Genomic DNA, 25,877 nt, shown 5'->3' with positions numbered 1-25,877 from the left:
AAGGACAGGTCAGACGTCACAGTCGAGCGACGCCGAAGGTGTTGGGGCGGACGCGGCGGGCCTCGCCCTCGCGGCAGACCGCGAGCGCCAGGGCGAGGACGCGGCGGGTGTCGCGGGGGTCGATGAGGCCGTCGTCCCACAGCCTGGCGGTGGCGTAGAGCGCGGTCGACTCGGCGTCGAGGCGGTCCTTGATCGACTTGCCCATCTGCGCCATCGCGTCGGCGTCGGCCTTCATGCCCATACGCGCGAACTTGGCGGTGGTGATGATCTCCATGACCTTGGCGGCCTGCTCGCCGCCCATCACGGCGATCCGGCTGCCCGGCCAGGCGAACACGAACCGCGGGTCGTAGGAGCGGCCGCACATGCCGTAGTTGCCGGCGCCGAAGCTGCCGCCGAGGATGACGGTGAGCTTCGGGACGTCGGCGTTGGCGACCGCCTGGATCATCTTCGAGCCGTGCTTGACCATGCCGGCCCGCTCGGCGGCGGTGCCGACCATGTAGCCGGTGGTGTTCTGCAAGAAGACCAGCGGGGTGCCGCTCTGGCAGCACAGCTGGATGAACTGGCCGGCCTTGCAGGCGCCGTCGGGGTTGATAGGTCCGTTGTTGCCGAGGACGCCGACCGCGTGGCCCTCGATCTGGGCGTGGCCGCACACCGTCGCCGAGCCGTACAGCGCCTTGAACTCGAAGAAGTCGCTGTCGTCGACCAGGCGCGCGATCACCTCGCGGACGTCGTAGGGCTTCTTGAAGTCGACCGGGACGATGCCGAGCAGCTCCTCGACGTCGTGGCGCGGCGGGCGGTGCGGCCTGGTCGAGAGGTCATGGGCGAACCGGCTCAGCGGCGCGCGCCCGAGGTTGGCCATCAGCTCGCGCGCGAGGTGGAGCGCGTGGGCGTCGTTCTCGGCCATGTACTCGGCGGTGCCGGTGACCGTGGCGTGCAGCTCGGCGCCGCCGAGCTCCTCGTCGGTGGCGACCTCGCCGAGCGCGGCCTCCACCAGCGGCGGGCCGGCGAGGAACACCTTGGCCTGGCCGCGCACCGCGATCACGTAGTCCGACAGGCCCGGGAGGTAGGCGCCGCCGGCGGTGCTGCTGCCGTGGACGATCGTGATCTGCGGGACGCCGGCGGCCGACAGCCGGGCCATGTTGGCGAACACGCGCCCGCCGTCGACGAAGATCTCGGCCTGATACAGCAGGTTGGCGCCGGCGCTCTCGACACAGGAGATGATCGGCAGCTTGTGCTCGAGCGCGATCTCCTGGGCCCGCAGGCTCTTGCGCAGGCCCATCGGGGAGATCGCCCCGCCCTTGATCGCGCTGTCGCTGGCGCTGACGATGCACCGTACGCCGGCGACCACGCCGATGCCGACGATGCAGCCGCCGCCGCTGGCGTCGCCCTTGCCGTCGTCGTCGTGCATGTTGAAGCCGGCCAGCGTCGACAGCTCGAGGAACGGCGCGCCGCGGTCGAGCAGGCGCGCGACCCGGTCGCGCGGCAGCAGCTGGCCGCGCTTGGCGAACTTCTCGGCCTGCTTGCCCGAGTTGTCGCGCACGCGCTTCTCGGCGGCGCGGAACTCGTCGATGAGCTTCAGCTGGGCGGCGCGGTTGCTCTGGAACTGTTCGCCGTGGAGGTCGATGCGGGACGAAAGCACGGGCATGACTGGCTGGCCTTTAGCGCAGGTTGTCGGGGAGCTCGGCGCGGTGGAAGCCCTCGTACGGCTGGGAGCGGTCGTGCTCGCTCGCGGGCCACACCGCGCTGGAATTGGGGGCGGCGCCGTCGACCCGCAGCGTCGCGCCGCTGATGAACGCGGCGGCCTCGCTGAGCAGGAAGACGATCGCGGCGCTGACCTCGGCCTCGGTGCCGAGGCGGTGCAGCGGGACGGCGGCCTTGAGCCGCGGGAGCAGGGCCTTCAGCATCGCCGGGTCGTAGTTGTCCATGCCCGACGAGGCGATCCACCCCGGCGCGACGGCGTTGACGCGCACGCCCGAGGGCGCCCACTCGACCGCAGCGGTCTGCGTGAAGTTGACCATGCCGGCGCGCGCGGCCCCGGAGTGGCCCATGCCCGGCATGCTTCTCCACATGTCGGCGACGATGTTGACGATCGCTCCGCCGCGCTCCGCCATCGACTGGGTGTAGACCTCGCGCGCGAACAGGAACCCGCCGACGAGGTTGGTGCGGACCACCGTCTCGAAGCCCTTCTGCGAGATCGCGGCCAGCGGGGCCGGGAACTGGCCGCCGGCGTTGTTGACGAGCCCGTCGACGCGGCCGCGCGCGGCCACGATCGCGGCCACGGTGGCCTTGACCTGCGCCTCCTCGCGGATGTCGCACGCGTGCAGCGAACAGGTCCCGCCGTCGGCGACGATCTCGGCGGCGGTGGCCTCGAGCTTGGCGAGCTTGCGACCGACGAGCACCGGGTGGGCGCCCAGCGCGGCCAGCTCGTGCGCGGTGCAGCGACCGATCCCGCTGCCGCCGCCGGTGACGACGATCGTTTGCCCGGCGAACAGCCCCGGACGAAAGACGGAACGGTACCCGCTCATGGCGCCGCATCGTACACAGCCGCGGGACCAGGGGAAGCGGGAATTCACCGCCGGGGGCGCGGAGGGTCGGAGGAACGGCGTATGCGCTGACGTGGGGGTAGGGCGGATCGAACCCGCGTGGGCGAGTAGATTTTCTCCGGCCCGCCACGGGGGCGCTGCGGGCGTCGAAGGCGCCGGTAGATTGTGGTAGGCAGGCGTCATGAGCGACATCAGCCTGGAAAAGTTCACCGAAGAGATCCGCGCGAAGGTCGGCGCCGACTCGGGCCTCAAGGCGACGATCAAGTTCGTGTTCTCCGACTCTCAGGTGCTCTACATCGACGGCGAGAGCACCCCCAACACGGTCGACAACACCGACCGCCCGGCCAAGTGCACGGTCAAGGTCTCGCTCGAGGACTTCGCCAAGATGGCGGCGAAGAAGCTCGACCCGACCACCGCGTTCATGACCGGCAAGATCAAGCTCGAGGGCGACATGGCCGTGGCCATGCGCCTCGGCAAGCTGTTCAACTAGCGCGCCGGGCGGCGTCCGGCCGCGCTCAGGTGCAGCGCTCCAGCGCCGCCCGCACCCGCGTCACCGCACGGGCCTCGAGCTCGCGCCCGAGGCCCGCGGCCGCGACCTCGAGCGCGCGCCAGAGGTCCAGCGCGGCGACGTCCTCGCGCGTCAGCGTCGCCGGCAGGACCTGCTCGATCGCGCCGAGGCCGGCGTCCACCAGGGGCCCGCTCAGGCCGGCGCACGGGGCCAGCAAGGCGCTCGCCCCGTCCGGCTGGCGCAGGCGGTCGTCGATGTCGCCCCACCGCCCGTCCTGCTCCGCGAACGCGTACGGGTCGAGCTCGCGGGCGACGTCCTCGCGGGCCACCAGCCGCAGCGCCGTCGCGTACGGCGCCGCCAGCCGGGCGAGGTGCCGCGGCCGGTCGGCGTCGGCGGCCGCGCGCAGGTCGGCGTCCAGGGACCGCAGGTCGGGCACGATGTGCCCCAGGGCGGCGTCGTCGTCGCCGGCGGCGAGAGCGACCGCGATCCCGGCCGGCAGCAGCGAGCCGAGCCGCGCGGCCGGCCGCACGGGATCGATCAGCGCCTCGCGCCCCGCTCGCGCTCGGCGAACCGCCACCCGGTGCGGGTGCGCAGGCGATAGCCGGCTGACTTGAAGGACATGTCTGGATGGTCATGTCCTTCAGCGCCGCGGAGGTGTGAATCGCCCTCGACGATCCATGGCGGAGCCGAGGGTGGCCCGCACGAATCGTAGGAGACGCCCGGTCAGGGGAACCGGCGCAGCGGCGGCGCTATAGCGCCGTCGCGTGCTCGATCTCGGCGAGCGTCCGCCTCGCCATCGCCAGGTTCGTCTTGTTGCGCTCGCAGGCGATGTAATAAAAGACCGCCGGGGCCCGGCGCAGCGGTCGGATGATGTGGTACTGCTTGCCGAGAGTGATGAGAATGTCCTCCAGCTCGTCGGCGAGGCGGAGGGCGTGCATGGCCTTGAGCTTGGCCTGGACCACGTTGGTGTTGGCCGCCGCGGCCACCTCGATGTCGAAGGCGGCCCCGCCGCCGGCGGTGGCGAGGGTCATGCCGCTCTCGCTGTCGACAATCGCCGCCGCGATCGCGCCGTCAATCTCCATCACCTTCTTGATCTGATTCCCCGTATTTCCCATCGCCCACTCTCCCGTAGATCGGTGATCCATCCTCGCGAACACTTTACCGCCGGGCAAGAGCAAGGTTTGCGGCGCGCGAATGCGGCGTGTGATGATTAATGAACCTTCGCTAATGAATCGACGATTCGCCGGAACGACGAATCGACGGCGGTGAACGCGAGTCGACCGGCGTTCGTTGTCTCATTGACGAGTCGACAGGGATCCCGAACACGGTGAGCGTGGGCGCAGGTCGGGCTCCGAGGTGGGACTCGTCCGGCGGGCCGGACGGCGTCCAGCGGGCGGGACGCCGCTGGCGAGACGGCCGTGGCAAGTCCTTGATTTACTTGGGCCGCCACGGAGCACGGCGATTGTAAAGAGTGCGGACGTGCTGACCCGCTCCTACTCCGCCAGCGTCCTCGGCGTCGAAGGCTTTGTCGTCACCGTCGAGGCCGACGTCGGCCTCGGCCTGCCGGGACTTACCCTGGTCGGGCGCGCGAGCGGGGCCTTGATGGAGGCGCGCGAGCGGGTCCGCAGCGCGCTCGGCCATTGCGGCCACAAGCTCCACCCGCGCAAGCAGGTCGTCAACCTGGCGCCGGCGGATGAACGAAAGGACAGCCCGGGGATCGATCTCGCGGTCGCCTGTGCGCTCCTGGCGAGCCACGAGGTCGTGCCGGCCGAGCGCCTGCAGGGGCTGATGCTGTGGGGCGAGCTGTCGCTGGACGGCTCGCTGCGCCCGGCCGCGGGCACTCTGGTGATCGCCGACTGCGCCCGGCGCATGGGCTTCACCGCGCTGGCTGTCCCCGAGGCCAGCGCCGACGAGGCGGCGGTGCTCGGCGGCCTCGCGGTGCTGCCGGTCCGCGACCTGCCGCAGCTCGTCGCTCATCTGCGCGGCGATCGCGAGATCGGCGCGCACGCGGCCAACGATCCGCCGCCGCGACCGCCGCGCGAGCAATACGACCTCGACGACGTCCGCGGCCTGGTCCTGGCCCGGCGCGCGATCGAGGTGATGGCCGCCGGCGGCCACAACGTGCTGCTGCACGGCCCGCCGGGCGTCGGCAAGACGATGCTCGCGCGCCGGGCCATCGGCCTCTATCCGCCGCTCGACGACGAGGCCGCGCTCGAGGTGACGAAGATCTTCGGGGTCGCCGGCCTGCGCGCGCTCGACGGGTTGGTCCGCGAGGTGCCGCTGCGGGCCCCGCATCACACCGTCAGCGTGGCCGGGCTGCTCGGCGGCGGGCCGTTCCTCCGCCCCGGCGAGGTCAGCCTGGCGCACCGCGGGGTGCTGTTCCTCGATGAGCTGCCCGAGTTCTCGCGCGGCTGCCTCGAGGCGCTGCGCGAACCACTCGAAGAAGGGGTGGTCCGGATCGTGCGGGCCCGCGGGAGCGTGGCGTTCCCGGCCCGGTTCCAGCTGCTGGCGGCGATGAACCCGTGCCCGTGCGGGTTCCTCGGCCACCCCGACCGTACCTGCGTCGACAACCCGGCCGCGGTGCTGCGCTACCAGCAGCGGGTGTCGGGGCCGCTGCTCGACCGCGTCGACGTCGCCGTCGCCGTCGGGCCCGCGAAGCCCGAGGAGCTGCGCTCGGCCGATCCGCCCGACTCCAGCGCGGTGGTGCGGAAGCGGGTGACGACGGCGCGCGCGCGTCAGCTGGCGCGGCTGCGCGGGACGCCGTGGCGCACCAACGCCGAGGTGCCGGCGGCGGCCGGGTCGATCGAACGCCTGTGCGCGCTGACGCCGGCGGCGGAGCGCCTCCTCGCCGCCACGGCCGAGCGCCGCGGCTGGAGCCCGCGGGCCCAGCATCGCCTGCGCCGCGTCGCCCGCACGATCGCCGACCTCGCCGCCGACGACCGCTGCCCGCGGGCCCCGGCCACCGAGACCGACGTGGCCCAGGCGCTGCACCTGCGCGCGCTGCCGGAGGCGCAATGAGCTGTCCGAATGGACATGCGCTTCCGGCCATGTCGCAAGCGACATGGCCGGAAAAACAGCTCAGGAGGAGGTCAGGCGCCGCCCATGGCGAGGACCTTGCGGCCCTCCTCGAACAGGATGGCGCACTTCTTGGCCTCGATCACCTCGAGCACCACGCCCTTGCCGAACTTCGGGTGCGAGACGGGGTCGCCGGCGGCGAAGGTCTCGCGCATCGAGTAGGGCTTGATCGGCGTGCCGCCCTGGTGGGCGAGGTCCTCCATGCGTCGCAGCCACTCGCGCGCGCCGGCGCCGGCCGGGGGGCTCAGCGCCGCGGGCTTGGCGGCCGCGGACTTGGGCGGCTTGGGCGGTTTGGGCGGCGCCGGATTGCGAGCAGCCGCGCTGCGGTTCACCACCGCCGGCTGGCTCGGCGCTTCTGTCCGAGAGGGCAGCTTGGGCGCGTGGTACATGTGCTGCCCGCCGCAGCTCTTGCACTCGACCCGCTTCGGTCCCTCGTTGCCCGGCTTGAGCGCGACGACCACGTGAATCGTGTCGAGGCGGCACTTGGTGCAATAAGCGTCGATGTCTCCGCCGACTTTGAAAACCATGGATTGATCGAGCAGCAGAGTAATGCAGGCCCGCGCCGGGGGCCACGGGCTCGGCGTGAGCTGAGGAGCGCTCGGCGAGGACACGTGTCCGCATCCGGGTGGCGCCCGCTCCGCGAGGAACGGTCGACGCCGCTCGTGCCCGCCATGGGCGTCGCGCCGCCGGTGCGGTATCGGCGCGAGATGCGGCCTTGGGAAGCGAGCCCTTGCGTGCGATCTTCAAGGAGCGAGGAGGCCCGTGGACACCGCGCTCGAACAATTCGCAGACCTCGACGGCCGCCTGGTCGACGCCGCCAAGGACATCAAGGTGCTCAGTCAGCTGGCCTGGCCGCCGCAGGTCGGCGCCGAGTTCCTGGCCCGCTGGCACGCCGGCGACCCCCAGCTGCCCGCGGTCGAGCCGCCGCGCGTGCGCTTCGACTCCAACATCCGCGCGCTGGCGTCGATCATGCGCGAGTGCGACCGAGACCACCCCGTCGGCCGCTACCTGTACCGCACCGCCCGCAGCTACAAGCTCGCGGCGGCGATGATCGAGCAGGCCGGCACGCCGGAGTTCACGGCCCGCTCGATCGAGCTCTACGGCGGCCCGCGCGACCCCGTCGGCCCCGGCCAGGTCAGCAACCTCTCGGCCGCCGAACAATTCCTCGCGCTGACCGACGACTTCCGCGCCGAGGGTTACATCCCCGAGCAGGACTTCTTCGTCACGCCCGAGCAGGCGGCCGACGCGCTGCGAGAGCGCATCACCCCGGTGTTCGGCGACCTGCCGATCGCCGTCGTCATCGACCCCGACATGGCGGCCAAGGCGGCCGCCGGCCCGACCCGCGTGCGCCTGCGCGGCGCGACCTGCTTCAGCCCCTACGACGTGGCCCAACTCGTCGAGCACGAGGTGTTCGTCCACTCGCTGACCGCCCTCAACGGGCGCGAGCAGCCGCACGTGCGTTCGCTCGGCCTCGGGGCGCCGCGGACCACCGCCACCCAGGAGGGCCTGGCGACCTTCGCCGAGATGATCACCAACGCGATCGACCTGGCCCGCCTGCGCCGCCTGGCCCTGCGCGTCAAGGCCGTCGACCTCGCGCTGTCCGGCGCCGACTTCATCGACCTGTTCCGCTTCTTCCACGACGCCGGCCAGGACCCGGGCGAGAGCTATCACTCGGCGGCGCGGGTGTTCCGCGGCGGCGACGTCGCCGGCAAGGTCGTGTTCACCAAGGACACCGTCTACCTGCGTGGCCTCCTCGGCGTGCACACGTTCTTCCTCAAGGCGATCCAGAGCGGCCGCCCCGAGCTGATGCACCACCTGTTCTCCGGCCGCATGGCGCTCGGCGACGCGATCGAGCTCGACCCGTTCTTCCGCGCCGGCGCGCTCGCTCCGCCCCGGTTCGAGCCGTCGTGGGTCAAGAGCCGCGCGACCCTGGCGGCCTTCCTCATCTACTCGGTGCTCAGCACCTCGCTGCGCCTGACCGGCGTCGAGCTCACCGACTTCTCGGCCGACGCCACCGACATGGCGACCTGACCGCGCCCGCTCGGCCCATGGCGATCGGGACATGCCCGATCGGTCAGGCGTCGGCGCGCCCGGTCGACTGCCCGGGAGAGAGCTCACGGCACCTGGCGATCGGGACATGCCCGATCGGGCAGGCGTCAGCCCGGCATCAGCGACGACTTGAAGCCGAGCGTGACCCGCAGCCGCTGCCCGGGGGTGTCGACCGTGTTGCCCATGGTCGTGTGCGTGTCGAGGTTGTTGTCGATCGCGTTGGGCTCGGAGCCCATGATGTAGTTGTCGCCGAGCCCGACGTAGCTGGCCAGGAAGCTGCCGAACTCGAACACGTTGTCGTCGAAGTTGAGCGAGATCTCGGCCAGGTTGAGCCCGCCGCCCGCCGGCAGCTTGGCCCCGAACGAGCCCGCGATCGTCAGGTAGCTGCCCAGCGGGTCGAACACGCCGTCGACGTCCGAGTAGTAGACGTCGTAGAACTCGACGCTGGTGCCCTCGATGTCGCGGTTGGCGTTGCTCAGCGGGTCGGGCAGCAGGTTGTTGAGCTCGGGGCCGTCGATGAGGAAGGTGTACTGCATCACGCCGCTGGTCGACTCGTAGAAGGTGATCGACATCAGGCCGGGGATGTCCTTCACCGGGATCGGCATCTCCGGCGGCAAGTCGAGCTTGGGTCCGACCGTGGTGGTGGTCGAGGGGTCGACGGGCTCGGTGGTCGTGGTGGTGTCGACATCGGTGGTGCCGGTGACGGCGGTGGTGCCCGTCGCGTCGGTGGTGCCGGTGGTCGTGGTCGTGGTGCTCGCGTCGCCGGTGGTGGTCGGCGCGACGTCGCCGCTGCTGCTCGAGGTCGAGGTCGGCGCGGTGGTGCCGGGCTGCGTCGTCGGGGAGGTGTCGGTGGCGTCGGCGCGGCCATCCGGGCCGCAGGCGGTGAGGACAGCGAGGGCGAGGCCGAGGCGATGCACGTGCATGACCTCGTGTTTCACGTCGCGGCCGCGCGTGTCAAACCCGCCGTCGCGAGTGCGCAGGTCCGCGCGCGTCGGCGCCTCCGTGCGCGAGCTTCAGCGATCGAGAGTTCGCACGTCGCCGTTGCGGCTGACGTGCCGGCGCCCGCGGGCCTCGCTGACGACGAAGCCGCGGCCGTCGTCCGCCAGCGCCACTGCGACGGGCAACCAGAAGCGGGCCCGCTCGCCTGCGCCGTCGACGTCGCCGTGCGACCCGGGGCTGCCGGCGAGCAGCGCGAGCCGATAGCTGCGCAGGTCGTAGCTCCACACCACGTGGTTGCGCGTGTCGGCGATGACCAGCCATTCGCCGTCGCAGGTGACCCCGCTCGGCGTGAACTCCTGGACGTGGGCGATCGCGCAGATGTCCGCGAGCGTGATGACCGTGTTGACCACGCCGGCGCGGGTGTCGATGCTGCGCACTGCGCCGTTGCCGGTGTCGGCGACGAACAGCAGCGACGCGCCGCCCTCGGTCAGCGCCCTTGGGCCGTGGAACCGGGCCTTGCGGCGCGGGCCGTCGATCCGCCCGGGCGCGCCCCGAGAGCCGGCGTAGACCGGGTCGGCCTCGGCCCCGCGCGAGCCGATGAAGTGCTCGGCGGCGTCGCAGTAGTAACGAGGCGCGGCGGCGGTCGGCATGGCCCGGCAGCCAGTGTGCGCGATCCCACCAGCGTCGCCAAGTGGTGGCGCGATTCCGCACCAGGTGCCCGAATTGGCCGCCTGAGCCGCCTCCGGGCCCGCTTGAGGTCGGGTACGATGGGCTTCGATGCCCAGGCGGACGAGCTCGACCGAGGGGCGAGTGGAGCTGACCTGGCCCGGCAAGGCCACGCTCCCTGCGACAGTCGCAGCGGGGCCGCTGACGCTGCGCGAGCGCGTCGGCGAGGCGAGCGACTGGCACGACCGATTGATCTGGGGCGACAACTCGCTCGCCCTGGCTGCGCTGCGCGAGGAGCTCGGCGCCGCAGTCGACCTGGTCTACATCGACCCGCCGTTCGACGTCGGCGCGTCGCACTACTTAAGGAGGGGCGAGGTCGAGGTCGTGGCTTATCGCGACACGTGGGGCGGCCCCGGTTATCTGTCGATGCTGTACCCGCGCCTGTCGCTGCTGCGCGCGCTGATGAAGCCGACCGCGACGATCGCGGTCCACGTCGGCATCCAGGTGTGCCACCACGTGCGCGTGGTGATGGACGAGGTGTTCGGCGCCGGCAACTTCGTCAACCAGATCGCGTGGAAGCGCTATTCGGCCCACAACGACGCCGGCCAGGGTGCGCGCCGGCTGGGGGCGGTGCACGACGTGCTGCTCATCTACGGCATGGGCCCCGAGCGCACGTGGACCACGTTGCGCGCGCCGTACGACAAGGACTACGTGGCGAAGTGGTACCGCCACGTCGAGCCGGGCACCGGCCGCCGATTCATGTCGAGCCCGCTGACGGCTCCGGGCGGCGCGGCGAAGGGCAACCCGAGCTACGAGTTCCTCGGCGTGCGCCGGTTCTGGCGCTACGGACAGGCGACGATGGAGGGGCTGTACCGCAGCGGCCGCGTCTATCAGAGCCGCCCGGGCGCGGTGCCGCGGCAGAAGCACTACCTCGACGAGCAGGAGGGCGTGCCCTTGCAGGACGTGTGGACCGACATCCGCGCGCTGCAGGGGACGCACGCCGAGCGGGTCGGCTACGACACGCAGAAGCCGGAGGCGCTGCTCGAGCGGATCGTGCACATGTGCTCGCGTCCGGGCGACCTGGTGCTCGACGCGTTCGCCGGCTCGGGCACGACCGCCGCGGTCGCGGCCCGCTGCGGCCGCCGCTGGGTGGTGATCGATCGCTCGCAGCCGGCCTTCACGGTCACCCGCCGGCGCCTGCGGGCGATGACGCGGTGCGGCGAGGCCGGCCCGTTCGCGGTGCTCGACGCCCTGCCGGCGGCCCGACGCGCGCTGCTCGAGCGGGTCGGCGAGGCCGAGCTGCGCCGCCGCGTGCTCGCGCTGCACGGCGCGACGATATGTCTCGAGGGACAGGTCCACGGGCGGCGCGGCGACGCGGCCGTGGTGGTCGCGCTCGGCGAGCGGCCGCCGACGGCCCTCGAGGTCGCGACCTGGCTGGGCGCGGCGCGGTCGGCCGGAGCGGCCGCGCTCGAGGTGGTGGCGTGGGCCTTCGAGCCGTCGATCCACGACCTCGACACGCCCGACGTCACCTGGTGGGAGGTGCCGCGCGCGTTCGCGGAGGGCGAGGAGGCCAGGCCGCGCCGTGTGCCGCGGTTGTCGCTCGCCATCGAAGAGACCTCTGCAGGCCGAGCGCTTCGCCTCACCGACTACGCCGGTCCGGTCGACGACGCGCCGGACAGCTGGGCGCCGCTCGGGGTCGAGGCGATCGTCGAGTGGGCGATCGACGATCGCTGCGAGGGGTCCGTGTTCGTGCCGCGGTGGTCCGCGCAGCGCGGGCGCGACGGAGCGCTGGAGCTGCGGTCGCCGCCGCTCGCGGAAGCGGGCAGGGTGGTGGTCGAGGCCGTCGATGCGAGCGGACGGATCAGCACGCGGGCGATCGGCTGAGCCGCCGTCGCTCGACCCTCCGCAGGCGACCTTCATCGTCGTGGCGTGATTCGCCTCGGCAGTCTTTGCTGCTGCCACGATACGGGTCCGCAGCCGAGAGTCCGAGCCACACGGCGACGCGGCGCAGAGACGCGGTGAAACGCTCATTATCCATGGACCGACGCGGGCTCACGACAATGGCCCTGTTCTCGTCCTCGGCGGCGAGCGTGAGCCATGATGGCGACTTCGGGCCGATCGTCACCGACGGAACAAGCTCGACGCGGACCGCCGATTGTGGGCGCATGGCGGCAATGCCGACAATGCGATCGGGTCGGCCGGGCGTGACGAAGCGCGTCGGTGTGTTGGGAAGGGGGTCGCGGGAGGTCGATAGGATGATGACCGAAAGGACAGGTCGCCGACGATCGGCACACCGCGTCGGCGCGTTCGTGACCGTCGCCCTGGGATACCGAGGTCAGCAGTGGTACTGTCGCGCGCGCCCCACCTCGGACGCGCCGACCCACGAGCCGCGCATGGCCTGTCCTGAGCCCGCGGACGGTCTTTGCCGTGGGGCGCACCCCGCCAGATCCTCCTATCACCGCGCGGGCGAGCGCCCGGGGCGAGGTCTGGAGGAGACGGGTGTCCGGGGGGACCACCAGTGCGGACGCGGGGCCTTTGCGATACCCTCGGCCGACCCTGGGCCCCGGCCCGAACGCAGAGGACGTGATGAAGCAGCACATCGAAACGATCACCCAGCTCCTGCTCGGCGCCGCGTATGCCGACAAGCGCCTCTCCGGCGCCGAGATCACGCGGATCCGCTCGCTCGTGTCGACATTGCTCGGAGGCGCCGAGGTGCCCGAGTCGCTGCTCCGGCAGATCAATACATTCAGTCCGGCGGCCTTCAACGTGCAGCAGGTCGCCTCCGGGCTCGACGACCTCAGCCCGGAGGACAAGCGCAAGCTGCTCGAGCTGGTCGCCAGCGTCAACGACGCGGACGAGGAGCTCGACCTCGCCGAAGACATCTACCTGCGCACCGTCGCCGCGGCGCTCGGCCTGGCCCAGGAGGAGTACTCCGATCTCACGCTCGAGATCCTCGGCGGCGACGACCTCCACGGCCTGCTGGCCTGAGCATCATCGCTGGATCTCGCTCGTCGCCCGCTGCTGCCCACCAGTCGCCGGCCACCGCGGACAAGGAAGCGCGGCGGGCGACTGGAGGCAGCCGCGAGCGAGGCGCGTCGGGCGATCGCTCGCGCTGGCCGAGTCCGCCGAGCGACGGGCGGGTGGTCGCGTCGAGGGGATCGAGCAGCGGCGATCGATCACTCGCGTGCGCTGGTCGGCAGGTGGAGGAAAGGCGAGTGGTCGAGCGGCTCGAGCGCTCGAGGGGCGCGGCGGGCGATCACTCGCGCGAGGCTGGTCGAGTACACGGAGTGACCAGCGAGCGGCCGCGTCGAGCGGCGTGGCGCTCCGGGGCGCGGCGGGCGATCGCTCGCGTGAGGCTGGTCGAATGCGAGGAGTGATCGGCGAGTGGCCGGGTCGAGCGGCGCTCAAGGATCACGGCGGGCGATTGCTCGGGCAAGGCTGGTCGGGCACGCGGAGTGCCCGGCGAGGGCCCGGGTCGAGCGGTGCGCCGAGCGACAGGGCGGGTCATCGCTTGCGGGAGGTCGAGGAGGACCACGGTGCGCGCCGAAGCGCTGCGCGGCAGGCGCGCGAAACTGCGACTTGCCGCACACAACTTGCGGTGGAATTAGTCTAAAGACCCTTGAAATTAGATTATATCCGGGTCTATTTAGCCTTCATGTCTCGCCCTGAAGCGCCCACGACCCTCCGTGACTTCCTGGAGATCCCCTATGACCGCCTCGAGGAGCTGAACCTCGAGGTCAAGAACGCGCGCCTGGCTCGGGTGCCCCAGGATCAGGTGCGGGAGCAGCGCGTCAAGTACCTGACCGACGAGAAGCGGATCAAGGCCGTGACGGTGTGCTTCACCGACCTCGAGGGTCGGCTGCACATGCTCGACTATGACAAGAAGTTTCTGCTGCGTTCGGCCGACAACCTGACCTTCGACGGCAGCTCGGTGCGCGGCTTCTCGCAGCAGCACGAGTCGGACCTGCGCCTCAGCATCGATTGGTCGGCCTTCTACTGGCTGCCGTCCGACGTGTTCGGTCCGGGCAAGGTGCTGGTATTCGCCGAAGTGCGCGGGCAGGACGGTCTGCCGTATCTGGCCGACATGCGCGCGCGGCTCAAGGACTACACCGCCGCGCTCCACGACAAGGAGGGCATGGTCGCCCAGTTCGCCCACGAGATCGAGGGCTTCTTGTTCCACGGCCGCGACGCCGAGCGCAATTACCACGAGCGCGGCGCGTTCGACTTCATCTCGACCGGCGGTTACTATCATTCGCTCCCCGGCGACGCCCTGCGGCGATTCATCGACTCGGCGGCCGAGGTGCAGCGGGCGATGGGCTTCGGCAACGAGAAGGATCACCCCGAGGTCGCGCCGTCGCAGTTCGAGATGAACTTCATGCACACCGAGGCGCTGGTCGCCGCCGACCAGGTCCAGCTGTACAAGCTGCTGTGCCGCCAGGTCGCGCAGAACTACGACATGACCGCGTGCTTTTTGCCCAAGCCGGTCACCGGCATCAACGGCAACGGGATGCACACCAACATCTCGCTCGCGCGCAAGGGCACCAACCTGTTCCACGACAAGAACGGCGACAGCGGCCTGTCCGCCGCCGGCTGGAGCTTCACCGAGCGGATCCTCAACAGCGCGTCCGACATCTGCCTGATCCTCAACGCCAGCGTCAACGCCTACCGCCGCCTCGACCCGCACTTCGAGGCCCCCAATCAGATCAAGGCGTCTGCGACCGACCGCGGCAGCATGGTCCGGATCCCGCTCGGCAACGAACGCTCGGCCCGTATCGAGGTCCGCTCGGTCGCCCCCGACGCGAATCCCTACATGACGGTCTATACATTGCTCCGCACCGGCCTCGAAGGCCCGCTGCCCGACCCGGCCGAGATCGCCAACAAGCGCGCCCGCACCCGCTTCCTCCCCGACAACGTCAACGACGCCATCCGCCTGTTCAAGTCGTCCAAGTTCGTGTCCGACCTGCTCGGCGAACAGGTCCAGACCCGCTTCGCCGAGGTCAAACAAGCCTCCGCTGAACGCTGCCCCCGCGCCCTCGGATCCCTCATCAAGACGGCAGAGGTGCAGTTCCATCATGAGGTGACGAATCAGTATCTGTGGAACAAGTTCTGACCCATCCTCGCCGAAGGCCCCTCCGCTGCCAAAACGCCGCGGATCTCCATACGGAGGGGCTTTGTCGGGGAGGGCGACTTGCCACGGGTTGCCTCTGGGTGCCTCTGGTTGCCACAAATCTGCCCCAAAACCTAAACGACCTCGGGTAATCGTCTCGCTCTTGGGCGGGGGGTGGCAGGTCGTGAGCCTGCGCGAGACCGGGCATTCAGCACATGCTCGCCGTGCCCCCGTCATGACGTGAGTTGGGCGCGGCCGGACGCTCGTCGGCGGAGGAACGCCGATGAACGACGACGGCCTCCGAAGCGCGCGCGCTGCTCCCGCCGCGCCTCCGGAGTCTACGCCGATCCCCCCTGTCCTCGTTCGACGTCTCGATCGAGGACGTCGTCGGGGTCACGCAACCCGCCGAGGTTCAGGGTTACATGACGACCGAGGTCGCGCTCCAGACCTTGCTGGAGGTAAGCCGGAGCAGCGGGGCGACCTCACGGTCTGGGTCCTCGACACGTCGAAGTGGGCAATTTCGCTCGCCTGTCGCCCGGGTTTACGCGGCCAGGTCGCTAGCGCGCTTCGTTCACGAAGGTGGCAGGGAAGCGGAGCCGTTCGGCTGATACGATGCGTTGATGCGGCTGATCGCCAACGCCTTGAACGGGCAATACTTCGCCAATCTCGTCCGTGATGCCGATGTCCCGGCGCTCACGCGCATCCGTCTGGCGGTCGCGTATGCACAGTCGATGGATCCGCTGTTTGAGCTGGCGGCGAAGCGGAAGGTCCCGCTCGCGCTCTATGCCTTGATGGACGGTGAATTTCCGTCGATTGCGATCCTCCGAAAGTTCGTCGAGCTGTCGCCGCCGTCGTGGCAGCTGTTCCTGACGCGGCGGTTCTATCACCCGAAGATCTACTGGTTCGAGGGGGTGGGCGCGTACATAGGTTCGGCCAACCTGACGAACAACGGGTGGTTCGGGAACCTCGAGTGCGGCGTATGGTTCACGGCGAGCGAGCTCGCGGACGAGGGCTACGACGATCAGCTGGCCGCCATGTTCGACCTTATTGGGGGCCGGAGCGTAGCTGCTTCGCCTCAGCACCTCGCCGTGGCCCGTCGGCTGGCGGAGAGTCGTAAGGACATGATCGATGCACAGAAATCGTACGACGCCGAGGTCGAGGCGGCGTTGAAGAATCTTCCAGGGCAGACTGCGGCGACCCAGGTCGGTAAGACCGATGAGCCGGGCGGCACGGCGCGTCGAGCCTTCGTGAGCGAATGGCACAGCACGCACACGATCCTCAAGAAACTTACGGCGATGGTCGCCGGCATGCCGCAGCCGTCGTGGCTGGACGCGTCGGTGCATCCGGCGATCGTCCAGGACCAGGTGACAGAGTACTGGTACCACCGAACGGTCCGCTCGACGGGCGAGTCTTACGAGGAGATAGAGCGGCTGCATCGCGCGAACGAGAAGCGGACAGAGGCGGCGGTCGCGGAGATGTTCGCGCTGTGGCCCGAGTCCTCGGACGAGGATCAGTGGACGGAGTGGACCAACGAGACGCCGGCGAGGCTTCGCACGCTCCTCGCACGCGAGAGCGTCGCCGCGCTCGATCTGGAGAAACTTACCGAAATCGTGTGGGGCGCGCACGCGGCCCGCGAGTGCGCGCGGCAGGTGGAGAGCTCCCGCGTCGGCCTCCAGTCCGGGCAACACTACTCCAAGCACGAGCGCTGCGAAGCGTTCGCGCGGGCCTTGCTGGCGAGGAGGCCAGGCGAGAAGACAGTGGGCGAGGTATTCGAGTACGTGCTGTGGGGGGACAAGCGGCGCTCGGACTGCGCCGAGCGCATCTGGGACGCGTGCCATTTGCCCGAGTGGCGCCTGCCGTTCGTCGGCGTGAGCATTTGGGGCGAGTTGCTGGGTTATGCGCGTCCGGACGAGTTTCCCCCGCGGAATAACCGAGTCAGCAAGACGCTGCGCGCGTTGGGGTTCAAGGGCGTCGCGGTGCGTTGAGCGTCGTCGCAGGGCGAGGGTCCGGAGGTCTCGCCGGATCGCCGAGGGCCTGGTGCGCACGCGCGGCCAGGGGCCACGCCGCGCCAATAGCGTGCCTCCACCCCGCCGTCTTCCGCGATCCAGCGCGTGACGACAGCTAGGCACGCCACCGCGTCGCGCTCGGCTGCCGCGAGGTCGCCGTCGTCGGTAGCGATGGGCCCGTCAGGGCTCGTCGTGTTGTCCGCATCGAAGGCCTGGGGACGTGGACGATCTGCGAGTCGACGGCTGCCGGCTTGCTGCCAGAGCCGCCGTGCGGATCGCTGTGGGAACGCTGCGGTGGTGCGCGCGGTGATCCGAGCCGGCAGGCCGAACAGGCGGCCCCCCGGCGGGACGCTCCCGGTGGCCCCCCGCGCGGTGTCGTCACTGTCGACGGCGGTCTGGAGCGCGAGCGCGAGCGCGTCGGACCTTCGGTCAATCGGGGTCGAACATGTCGGGCAGCCGGAGGATCTCATCGACGACCGGAACGTCGCCCAGGTCGTTCAAGACGTCTCGCGGCATGCGCCTGCCGTCCAGGACGGCTCCCCGGACGGTCGACGCGCGATCGCCAGGCAACAGCCCGGCCAGCCGATCAAGGAGCGCTGGGTCGCGTCGTCCCGCGGCGGCCAGCAGCGGGATGAAGAGCGCCCGCCGCTGGGCGCTCCCGGCCAGGGACCGCGCGAGCGCCGTCACGTGCTCGCGCGAACCCCTGCGCCCGGCGAGCACGACCAGCGGGGCTGCGATCTCCGGCCGGCAGCGCTCGAGGTGCTCGCTCGTGATCCGTGAGACGAGGTCCTCGTCGACGTGGTCCGACGCGCGCACGAGCGCGCTGGCGATCGTGTCGCCGGAGGCGGACGGATTCAGACGAAGCACGAAGGCGAGCGCCTCGCGCGGCATCGCGGGGCCGGCGTTGCGGATCAGCGCCAGGAAGAGCTCCTCGCAGACGACGGGATCGCCCGTCCTGTTAGCGATCCGCAACACCCGCTTGCGCACCTCCTGCGGCAGCTCGGGCGGCTCGCTCAACGTCTTGGCGGCGACTCGCGCGATCGGATACACGGCGGGCTCATCCGCATAATGCTGAACGAAGCGGGACCATGTGTCCTCGGCCAATGTCAGCAGGGCTTCCACGTGGCTCGGATCGGGCCGAGCTCGCAGCAATTCTGCCAGCGCGGCGCGCACGCGGCTCCCCGGATCTTTGGCGAGTGCCAGCAATTTCGGCGGCAGCGGACCACTCGTTCGGCCGGACAGCGCCTCCAATGCCGCCTGGCGGACATCGGCGAAGCGATGCTCGAGCGAGCGCTCGACGAGGGACCAGTGGCCCTGATCGGCGGCGAGCTTGAGGGCGTGAACGGTGCGTGTGATGTCGCCGGCGTCGTCACCGGGAGCGTTCAGAAGCGCATCGACGTGCGCGGCCACGTCCTGCGAGGCCGCGGCGAGCAGCCGCGCCTGCGCGAGCCGGAGCGCCGGGTTTCCGCTCGCGTCGACCTCGTTCAGGACGGCGAGGGCGTCCCCGTCCAGTCGTGGAGGGGTATCGGGCGGTTCGATCAGAGCGGCCGCGAGCGGACACAACGGCTGCGGTAGACTCGCGCTGAATCGCTCCACGGCGGTTGCGAGCGACGCCTCGTCCGCGCCGGCGACCCGGCGCGCCTGGCCCAGGTCGGTTGCCAGCTCCAGGATCCGGCACCAGCCACGAGCGCCGCACAGGGTGGTGACCAGGGGCTCGATCGATCGCGGCAGGTGCTTGGCGAGGCACCCGACGGCGGCGACCCGGACAGGTTCATCGGAATGTCCTTCCTGCGCTCGCCGGACGAGCTTTTCCTCGAGGGAAGGGTGCCAGCGACCCGTCGCTAGCCGCCAGAACGGAGCCTCGTCGCCGGTGTTCCAGACCGCATCGACGAGCGCGAGCGCCTCAGCCTCGAGCAGCTGACCCTGCGACTCCACGGCGGCGAGCCAGGCCCGTCGCAGAGGCGCGTGAGAGGCGAGCCCTTCGAGCGCTCGCCATCCTCGCGCGCTCCGCAGGCCGTCCGCGTAGATCGACACAATCCTGTCGGCGTTGCCTGCCACGTCCGAATCGGCCAGGAACTCGGCGTGCTCCTCGTTGTACTCGCCGTTGAGGATCTTGAGATGGGTCGCGCGATCGGCGTTCTCGAGCGCATCGAACCGCTTCGCCGCCCTGAGCGCGATGCCTTGAAAGCCGTCGAGGTCGCCGAGGCAGCCCCTGGCGATGGTGGTGACGTTCCATCTCTCCTCGCGGTCGACGATCGCGGCGGCCGCCTCGAGGAACGCGCCGGCGAGATCGGGCGCCAGCTTGGCGATCGAGCGCGAGAAGTCGTGTGGATAATGCGCCCACGCGGACGGCAGAACACCGCGAACGAATTGTCGGCAGACGTCGGCCGTCAGCGGGTCGGCCGCGATCCTATGGTACCACTCGGGCTCGTCCGGCTCTGGCGACCACGCTCCAAAGATTTCATCCGGATCGCTCACGTCATGCAGGAGCCATCGCGCCAGCTCCGCGAGGACGGAGGCCCCGGATCCGATCTCCGCGGCCAGGCGCAGGTGGCTCTCGAATCGAACTACACCGGCGCGGAGCCGCTCCGCAAGCCACGTGTCGAGGGCAGACTGTGTCTCCGCGGAGGGGTGCCAGGAAAAATCGTCGAGCCGCTTGATCGCGCGGACCAGATTCGCGGCCAACTCGCTACCGTCCGGGTCCAGCCCGATCATGATGTCCGCGAGCAACCTCAGCGCCCGCGCGGAGCCCTGCTGCTTATGCTTCATCGCCTGTTCGAGCGCCGCCTCGACGCGCGGGTGCGAATAGACGACCTCGTCCTTGATCTGCCGCAAGTTGCGGCCGGAGAGCAGGAATCGCACGAACGGCTCCAACCCGTCCTCGTAGCTGTGGTCGCTGGCCGCCAACTCCTGCGCGATGGGCGGGATCAGGGCGCGCGACAGCCGGGGACGCGCCTTGAGGAGGCCCCAGACGATCGCGGCCCAAGGCCACGCCTGTCGCGCCTTCACCTGCTCGATGATCGTCAGCTCGATGGCGTCCCTGTGAGCCTGGTCGCAGCAGCGCTCGATGAAAGCCGCCTCGTCCTCGTCGGGCTCGCGGCCCCCCACGAGCCCGTCGAAGAACTTCTGGATCTCCAGCGGGCTCAGGAGCTTCTCCAGCACCTCGTCGCGGTGGCGCTCGGCGAGCGCCCGAAACTCCCAGGGCAATAGCCCTTGTCGGATGGCGTACATCCGGGCGCGCTTGTCCGGACCGTAATTGTCGCTCTCGAGGGTATTGACGTACCTGGCCGGCAGCGGACTCCCACCGGCGTCGGCGAGCACGTCCGAGCGGCTGGTGACGATGAACTTGCGGTTGCCGCTGGCCTTCGGCAAGAACCTGGTGAGGGCCTCGTTCCACGACAGGGGGGTCGATTCGAACTTGTACCGTCCCCAGGGATCTTCGATGAAGAACACCACCGGTCCCGCGGGTCGCGGAGCCGTGATCTCCTCCGGTCCGCGCGTGACCCAGGCGACGTCGATCCCGGGGACTTCGCCCCGGAGGTCGCGCAGGAGGACGTTCGCCGCCGTCGTTTTCCCCGTGCCGGACGATCCGAGCAGGACGATCGCGTGGTGCTGCCGCAACGTCCCGGCGAGCTCGGTCCAGTTGTCGGGCGGGACGAACTGGTCGACCTCCAGGCTGCTGGCGAAGTAGCCGTCGTGCTTCCGGACGATCGCTTCCAGGTCTTCACGCCGCCACACGCCGTCGCCCGCGCCCAGCATGCGCTCGACGGCCGCGCGACTCAGGGCGCGCTTGCAGTCCTCCGTCTTCGTGTGCGGCACCCTGAACGTGTCTTCGAGCAACTCGCGCAGGAGCCGGCGGAGCCGCCATTCGTCCATGCCCGCGAGGACCGCCAGGCGTCTATCCTGAGGCGAAGGCAGCTCCTTCTTGATCGAGGGCGGGACGGCCTTCGGCCACGCGCCCAGCGCCTCCGCCACCAGCTTCTGCGCCTCTCCCTTCAGGGCCGCGTTCGTCACCAGCAGGTAACGAACGGCGGGGTCCTCGAGCCGCTTGATGGCCGGCTTCCGTCGCTTACCGTGCTTCAGCAACTTCACGAGGTCTTCGACGCTCCACGGCTCCGTGCTGCGACGCTTGGCCTGGATCACCAGAAGGTAGGGCTCCGCGCTGGTGAGCTCGGTTCGGGTCGCTACCGGACCGGACTCGCCGTCGACGACCTCGGCCTCGAGATCCTCTTCGCTGACCGGTTCGAGCACCACACGCTCCGCCAGCCGCTTGTCGAGCAAGAGATCCAGGGCGGCCCAAACCGACACCAGGATCTGGTACTCGGAGCCTTTGAGCGTGGTCGTGCCGCCCGACTGCTCGTCGGCGTCTTCCGTCTCGGTCTTCATCCCCGGTGCGCCGATTCGGAAGGCGCAAATCGCGCCTCATACTATCCCTGGCGCCGTCTGCGGTCAATGAGGGCACGACGCGAGGCCCGCAGCGGCGGCGGCCGGGCGCGTCGCTGGCGAAGCAGGGCTCACGGTCTCGGGCGGATGGACGACGCGGCGGCGCGGGAGCCCGTCGACGCGCCCCACGCGCGAGCGCTGAATCCTCGCTCGGCGGCGCGTCGTCGCCGGCGAGGGCGAGATCGAGCGCATTTGATGCAGCCCTTCCGCTTGCCCGGGCTCGCCGCGTCCCGAGCTGCAGCACCCTGCGGTACGCGACGATCAGCCGCGGGGTCGCCGGCGCGCTCCAGCGCCTCGACGGCCGCGTTGCCGAAACACGACCGCTTGCTGCTCGTCGGCCAACCCGGCTTCGGCAAGACGACCTTCCTCCGATCAGCAACTCGGGCAGGAGCACCCTCCCGGGGGCCTGCGCGCGGCTGCCACCGCGATGAAACTGTTGCCGTCGCTGTGTTAGCCTTCGGTGGCGCCTTCACCTGTCAGGATCGCTAGGCCCTCGATCACGAAGCGGTTGGAAGGACGAGCTCCATCATGACAAGCAACGGCGAAAAACTCATCATTGGCAGCTTCGCTGTTCTCATCGGCGGCACGTTGCTCGCCTCTCTTCTCGGTGACCGCCACAAGAAGTCGCGTCGCCGGCGGCGCTCGACTGTTTACTACGACGACGAGAGGGACCTCGAACCCGAGGTCGAGGAAGAAGAGGTGGACCTGCCCGATGATCTGGATCTCGAGGACGAGGCCGCGATCCGCCGAGCCACGCCTGTTTCACGCAGGAAGAAGGCAGAGCAACCCCCCGACGAAATTCGCCTGCGCTTCCAACGCTTGGTGGACCTCCTGGAGCCCACGCATGGTGAACGCGACAAGTACGCATCCCACCAGCACACGGTGACCCGGCGCCTCGAGACGTACCTCGAAGCCACGGTGCTCCCGGTGGGCAGCCACGCCCGCAACACCTACCTCAGGAAATCCAGCGATCTCGATCTCTTCGCTGTCCTCCCCCCAGGTAGTGCCCTATGGGGTGGCAATCGCAAGACCAGCACAACTATCCTCAACAACGTCCGCGCTGAGCTCGCGGCCCGATTCCGCGATACCGAGATCGGCAAGAGCGGTCCGTCGGTGCTCGTGAACTTCGGCCAAGGAAGCTACGCCGTTGATGTGGTCCCCGCGATTCGGGTTTCTGCCCAGATGAATGGCCTCTATGAGATCCCCGCGAGCGAGGGCGGATGGCTACGGACCAACCCTGTCGCACACAACAAGTATCTGATGGAGCAGAATGAAGCGTCCACAGGGAAGCTCCGCAAGATCTGCATGCTCGTGAAGTACTGGGCCCGTTGCCGCAAGTCGCTTTCACTCCACTCCTTCACTTCCGAGATCATCCTCGCCGACTCCGGCGTCTGCAAGGGCGTCAAGTCCTATGGCGAACTCCTCCACGGCGCCTTCTCCCGGCTCCTGGAATACGTCGACAGTCCTTACCCCGACCCGCTCCGCATCTCCGAGTCCCTCTGCCTCGCATCGACCGAGAGCAAGGCCAAGAAGCTCCGTGGAGTCCTCCAGACCTCGCTCGAGCGTCTTGACGCGGCGCTGAAGGCTGAAAGGGCCGGCCGGATAAACGAAGCGCTCGGCCATTACCAGGTCATCTTCAACAGGAATTTCCCCCTCAAGGCATGACCCTCGTTCCGCCTACAGCTTCGGGCCCCTCTCGGGAGGGGGAATTCCAGCGCGCCATGGTCGCCTACTACAAGCGGGCCAAGGATCACCAGCGCGCCGTCTTCGTGATTTCCTACATCTCTGCGGCGGTTGCCGCGATCAGCGCACTCGATCTCCCATGGTGGGGCACGCTCATTCTCTTCGTAACGATCGTGGCCCTTCAGGTCGCATCCCGTCTGTTCACCCGCTTCAGCCGTACCGCCTACGGCCGGGGCGAGGAAATCCGCCGAGAGCATCGTCAACTCGAAACACTGGGACGTGAACCCTCGCCCCGCGTGGTACACGACCTGCCCGCCCCATCAGAGCGACTCGATCTCGGGGCCGTGGAGGTTGATCGTGTGTATTATAACACACACGCCGCTGTTGGTCGAGCTCGACTCATCGATGCACTTACGCAATCTGCACTGCAGACAGAGCTGATTGCGGAACGAGGCGCTCGGGAGAGCCGTCTTGTCTTCTTTGGACTTTGGATAATGTCCTCGCTTTTGATTATTATCTTGTCATCACTGTCTGACGGTGCCGTGACTTTTCAAACCAACCAGGCCGCTCTCGCGCTCGTTGCCGGTCTGACCCTGGGACCACATCTCGACGCCTGGCTTGCCTATAAAGACCTGCATTTCACTGCACACGAGTGTGCTGGCCAGTTCATTACTCTACGTCGGTCCCGAGGCCCGAGCGCGGAAATAGAGATCCAGCGCTGGACCTCGACTTATGATTGCGCTCTCGCCGCTGCTCCAGTGCTTCCAGACCGCCTCTGGAAGAAGACCGAACAGATAGCGAACGAGAAATGGGAACGCATTACCACACTCCAGCAAACCCAATCGTCGCCCGGTAGTTCTGCGCGCTCGTCCAAAGGGTAGCCTATCAAGTGGTAGTCATGAACACGTGATTCCGTGGGAGGGCGTCGCTGCCGAGGAACAGGCAGTTCTTTCGGCCAAGGACTTCGCGGCCGAGGTTCCCCGACCTGCTAATGTTGCGTGAGACACGGCCACCCCGGATTTCAAAGAGCGTGATGGCCAGCGTGGTGGGTTCGTGCTCGCCTGCTTTCTGCTCCCGCGCCAAACGATGCGGATATACGACCGCCGTCGTCGCCTGCATCCAATGTCGTCCGACTGCCAGCATACGGCCCCGCTGGAGCGGCGGCCCACGTCCATTACTGCATGAAATGGCACTCGCAGCGGTGGCACACGATCGGGCTCCGGCTCAGCCGCACGATATCGACGGTGATCATCACCGGTGGCTCGCACGAGCATCGCATCACCACGGGCTCGATCGCGGGCGCCGGCTCGCCGGCGGTCAGCAATCAGATCGCGGCGGCTCGCCGATCGCCTTCGGTCCACGCAGCCTGTGCCTCGAAGATGTCGAACCCGTAGCGCACCACGGTGCCGGGTGGACGCCTCTTCGCCACCCATGCTCGTCGCCTTGCCGTTCCGAACGCCAGGACGAAGCGAGCTGCCCACCACGCCGCGGTCTTCTCAGGCTGAGCTTCAGCCCATGCCCGGAAGGCATCATCGTTCCAGGGGTTCAGCGGTGCCCCCTTGAGAGAGGGGAAAGAGGCGGCGATGGACGCGAGGTAGCGCTCGAAGGGCGTCGTCATGGTCGGTGGTGGACGCGCTCGACCAGCTGACGCTTCACGCTTCACGGTCTTAAAGCAAAGAAATTCAACATGCTGTCGGGGCCGAGTGCCGCGGTCTTGGCGTAGTCGGCGACGCAGCGGCCGAACCTCCCCTGGACGCTGCGACCGTTAATCTCGCCTCGCCGGAGCCGTCGGCGAGATGCCTGCTCACGACCGCGACGGTGGCGAGCGCACCGTCTGGGTTGCACTCGAGGATGCTGCCGCGGGCCTTGCGGATGAGTCGCTGCTCTGCACGCGTTGCCGCGCCTGTTGGCCCACCCCGCGCCGACCTGTTATGCCACCGTGTGGCGCGCCCGGGCCCCCTCGATGATTCGACCCGTCAGTCCCCGCGGCGAAACACCCGGGCCAGGGTGAACAGCCCCGGCCGCTCCGTGTCGCCCACGATCAGCCCCGCGCGGTATCCCACGGCCCGTGTCGCCGCGATCACACGCGCGTCCCATGCCCCGTCGGGATACGCCGCGAACTCAACCCGCGCATCGGTAGCGCCCTCCAGCACCTCCCGGCTCTGGATCAGCTCCGTGGCGAGTTCGTCGGCCGTCAGCGCCGTCCAGGGCCGGTGCGTAACACCGTGGGCGCCGAGCGTGTGCGCGCGCGCGAGGCGCCGCCATTGCGTCTCGTCCATGTACAGCGCGGCCGCGAGATCCGGCGCCACCCGCACGCCGACCGCCTGCTCCACCGCGGCGAGTATTTCCGCCTGCACCTCCGCCCCCTCCCGGGCCAGGGCGCGCTTGATCGGCGACTCAATCACCAGCCAGCGCTTGCCAGCCGCCGTGCGCAGGTCGCCGTGGCATACCTGTCCGCCAGGCAAGGTCACACGCCAGACCGGCGCCCGCGCCTGGTCGAGCAGCCAGTAGTAGGCGTCGATCGCCTGCGGCCGCGCGGCCGCCCGGTGCATGCCCGTGGTGACAAAGAAGGTGGCCGTCGCCCCAGCGGCGCGCAGGCTGTCGGCGACCAGCCCGGACCACTCGGCATAACCGTCATCGAACGTCAGCACGTTCCCGGCCGGCGGCGCAGTGCCGGCTTCCAGCGCCGCAACGACCTCCTCGAGGGCGATCACCGGTTGGAGCCTTCGCAAATCGTCGGCCCACACTTCCGGCGTGATGGCCGTCTCGCGCAGGTGATAACAGCTCGGGTGTCCGAACGCCGTCAATTGGAGCGGCAGTACCCGGTGATACATCCAGATCCGCGTGCCCACCACGTG

At 69.4% G+C, this 25,877-nt stretch carries 19 protein-coding genes; 9 read left to right on the top strand and 10 right to left on the bottom strand.

Features of this window, described 5'->3' with window-relative positions:
• Positions 1-16: 16 nt before the first annotated feature.
• Positions 17-1,645, bottom strand: a complete 1,629-nt coding sequence (locus O0S08_RS37795) for an acyl-CoA carboxylase subunit beta (protein WP_269034323.1) — start codon at positions 1,643-1,645, stop codon at positions 17-19.
• A 13-nt stretch (positions 1,646-1,658) separates the two neighbouring features.
• Positions 1,659-2,525, bottom strand: coding sequence for an SDR family oxidoreductase (locus O0S08_RS37790; protein ID WP_269034322.1), 867 nt, complete (start codon positions 2,523-2,525; stop codon positions 1,659-1,661).
• A 199-nt stretch (positions 2,526-2,724) separates the two neighbouring features.
• Here O0S08_RS37790 and O0S08_RS37785 point away from each other — a divergent pair, with 199 nt between their 5' ends.
• Entirely contained in the window at positions 2,725-3,033 is a 309-nt protein-coding gene (locus O0S08_RS37785) for an SCP2 sterol-binding domain-containing protein (RefSeq protein ID WP_269034321.1), read from the top strand.
• Between the two features lie 25 nt (positions 3,034-3,058).
• Here O0S08_RS37785 and O0S08_RS37780 read toward each other — a convergent pair whose 3' ends face one another.
• Together O0S08_RS37780 and O0S08_RS37775 are read right to left on the bottom strand one after the other, a co-directional pair.
• A complete protein-coding gene (locus tag O0S08_RS37780; RefSeq protein WP_269034320.1) occupies positions 3,059-3,628 on the bottom strand; it encodes a hypothetical protein in 570 nt (189 codons plus the stop codon).
• A gap of 172 nt (positions 3,629-3,800) precedes the next feature.
• Positions 3,801-4,166, bottom strand: a complete 366-nt coding sequence (locus tag O0S08_RS37775; RefSeq protein ID WP_269034319.1) for a hypothetical protein — start codon at positions 4,164-4,166, stop codon at positions 3,801-3,803.
• A 364-nt stretch (positions 4,167-4,530) separates the two neighbouring features.
• On the opposite strand from O0S08_RS37775, the gene O0S08_RS37770 reads away from it, so the two are divergent.
• Complete coding sequence (locus tag O0S08_RS37770; protein WP_269034318.1) at positions 4,531-6,069, top strand: YifB family Mg chelatase-like AAA ATPase; 1,539 nt, start codon at positions 4,531-4,533, stop codon at positions 6,067-6,069.
• A gap of 71 nt (positions 6,070-6,140) precedes the next feature.
• On the opposite strand, the gene O0S08_RS37765 is transcribed toward O0S08_RS37770, so the two are convergent.
• Positions 6,141-6,653 carry a hypothetical protein gene (locus tag O0S08_RS37765; RefSeq protein WP_269034317.1) on the bottom strand — a complete coding sequence of 171 codons (513 nt, stop codon included), beginning with the start codon at positions 6,651-6,653 and terminating at the stop codon, positions 6,141-6,143.
• A gap of 235 nt (positions 6,654-6,888) precedes the next feature.
• On the opposite strand from O0S08_RS37765, the gene O0S08_RS37760 reads away from it, so the two are divergent.
• On the top strand, positions 6,889-8,157 hold the full coding sequence (locus O0S08_RS37760) for a tyrosine/phenylalanine carboxypeptidase domain-containing protein (RefSeq protein ID WP_269034316.1): 1,269 nt from the start codon (positions 6,889-6,891) through the stop codon (positions 8,155-8,157).
• A 125-nt stretch (positions 8,158-8,282) separates the two neighbouring features.
• Here the strand turns inward: O0S08_RS37760 and O0S08_RS37755 are convergent, their stop codons facing one another.
• Together O0S08_RS37755 and O0S08_RS37750 are read right to left on the bottom strand one after the other, a co-directional pair.
• Positions 8,283-9,098, bottom strand: coding sequence for a hypothetical protein (locus O0S08_RS37755; RefSeq protein ID WP_269034315.1), 816 nt, complete (start codon positions 9,096-9,098; stop codon positions 8,283-8,285).
• 90 nt (positions 9,099-9,188) lie between these two features.
• Positions 9,189-9,764 (bottom strand): NHL repeat-containing protein, encoded by a 576-nt coding sequence (locus O0S08_RS37750; protein ID WP_269034314.1) that lies wholly within the window; start codon positions 9,762-9,764, stop codon positions 9,189-9,191.
• Positions 9,765-9,891: 127 nt separating this feature from the next.
• On the opposite strand from O0S08_RS37750, the gene O0S08_RS37745 reads away from it, so the two are divergent.
• The 4 genes from O0S08_RS37745 to O0S08_RS37730 all read left to right on the top strand — a co-directional run bounded on the left by O0S08_RS37745 (position 9,892) and on the right by O0S08_RS37730 (position 16,872).
• A complete protein-coding gene (locus tag O0S08_RS37745; protein WP_269034313.1) occupies positions 9,892-11,664 on the top strand; it encodes a site-specific DNA-methyltransferase in 1,773 nt (590 codons plus the stop codon).
• 702 nt (positions 11,665-12,366) lie between these two features.
• On the top strand, positions 12,367-12,768 hold the full coding sequence (locus O0S08_RS37740) for a TerB family tellurite resistance protein (RefSeq protein ID WP_269034312.1): 402 nt from the start codon (positions 12,367-12,369) through the stop codon (positions 12,766-12,768).
• A gap of 667 nt (positions 12,769-13,435) precedes the next feature.
• Positions 13,436-14,890 carry a glutamine synthetase family protein gene (locus O0S08_RS37735; protein WP_269034311.1) on the top strand — a complete coding sequence of 485 codons (1,455 nt, stop codon included), beginning with the start codon at positions 13,436-13,438 and terminating at the stop codon, positions 14,888-14,890.
• A gap of 617 nt (positions 14,891-15,507) precedes the next feature.
• Positions 15,508-16,872 (top strand): anti-phage END nuclease, encoded by a 1,365-nt coding sequence (locus tag O0S08_RS37730; protein ID WP_269034310.1) that lies wholly within the window; start codon positions 15,508-15,510, stop codon positions 16,870-16,872.
• Positions 16,873-17,322: 450 nt separating this feature from the next.
• Here O0S08_RS37730 and O0S08_RS37725 read toward each other — a convergent pair whose 3' ends face one another.
• Positions 17,323-21,279 carry a HEAT repeat domain-containing protein gene (locus O0S08_RS37725; RefSeq protein ID WP_269034309.1) on the bottom strand — a complete coding sequence of 1,319 codons (3,957 nt, stop codon included), beginning with the start codon at positions 21,277-21,279 and terminating at the stop codon, positions 17,323-17,325.
• 585 nt (positions 21,280-21,864) lie between these two features.
• Between O0S08_RS37725 and O0S08_RS37720 the strand changes: the two genes are divergently transcribed.
• Together O0S08_RS37720 and O0S08_RS37715 are read left to right on the top strand one after the other, a co-directional pair.
• Complete coding sequence (locus O0S08_RS37720; RefSeq protein WP_269034308.1) at positions 21,865-23,001, top strand: nucleotidyltransferase domain-containing protein; 1,137 nt, start codon at positions 21,865-21,867, stop codon at positions 22,999-23,001.
• Between the two features lie 56 nt (positions 23,002-23,057).
• Positions 23,058-23,900, top strand: coding sequence for a hypothetical protein (locus tag O0S08_RS37715; protein ID WP_269034307.1), 843 nt, complete (start codon positions 23,058-23,060; stop codon positions 23,898-23,900).
• A 443-nt stretch (positions 23,901-24,343) separates the two neighbouring features.
• Here O0S08_RS37715 and O0S08_RS37710 read toward each other — a convergent pair whose 3' ends face one another.
• Complete coding sequence (locus O0S08_RS37710; RefSeq protein ID WP_269034306.1) at positions 24,344-24,637, bottom strand: hypothetical protein; 294 nt, start codon at positions 24,635-24,637, stop codon at positions 24,344-24,346.
• Between the two features lie 358 nt (positions 24,638-24,995).
• Positions 24,996-25,871: a polysaccharide deacetylase family protein gene (locus tag O0S08_RS37705; RefSeq protein ID WP_269034305.1), complete on the bottom strand. Its 876-nt coding sequence runs from the start codon at positions 25,869-25,871 to the stop codon at positions 24,996-24,998.
• Positions 25,872-25,877: the final 6 nt, after the last annotated feature.

Source organism: Nannocystis punicea (assembly GCF_026965555.1).
GTDB classification, from domain to species: domain Bacteria; phylum Myxococcota_A; class Polyangia; order Nannocystales; family Nannocystaceae; genus Nannocystis; species Nannocystis punicea.
This window is presented reverse-complemented; position numbering and strand designations above follow the sequence as displayed.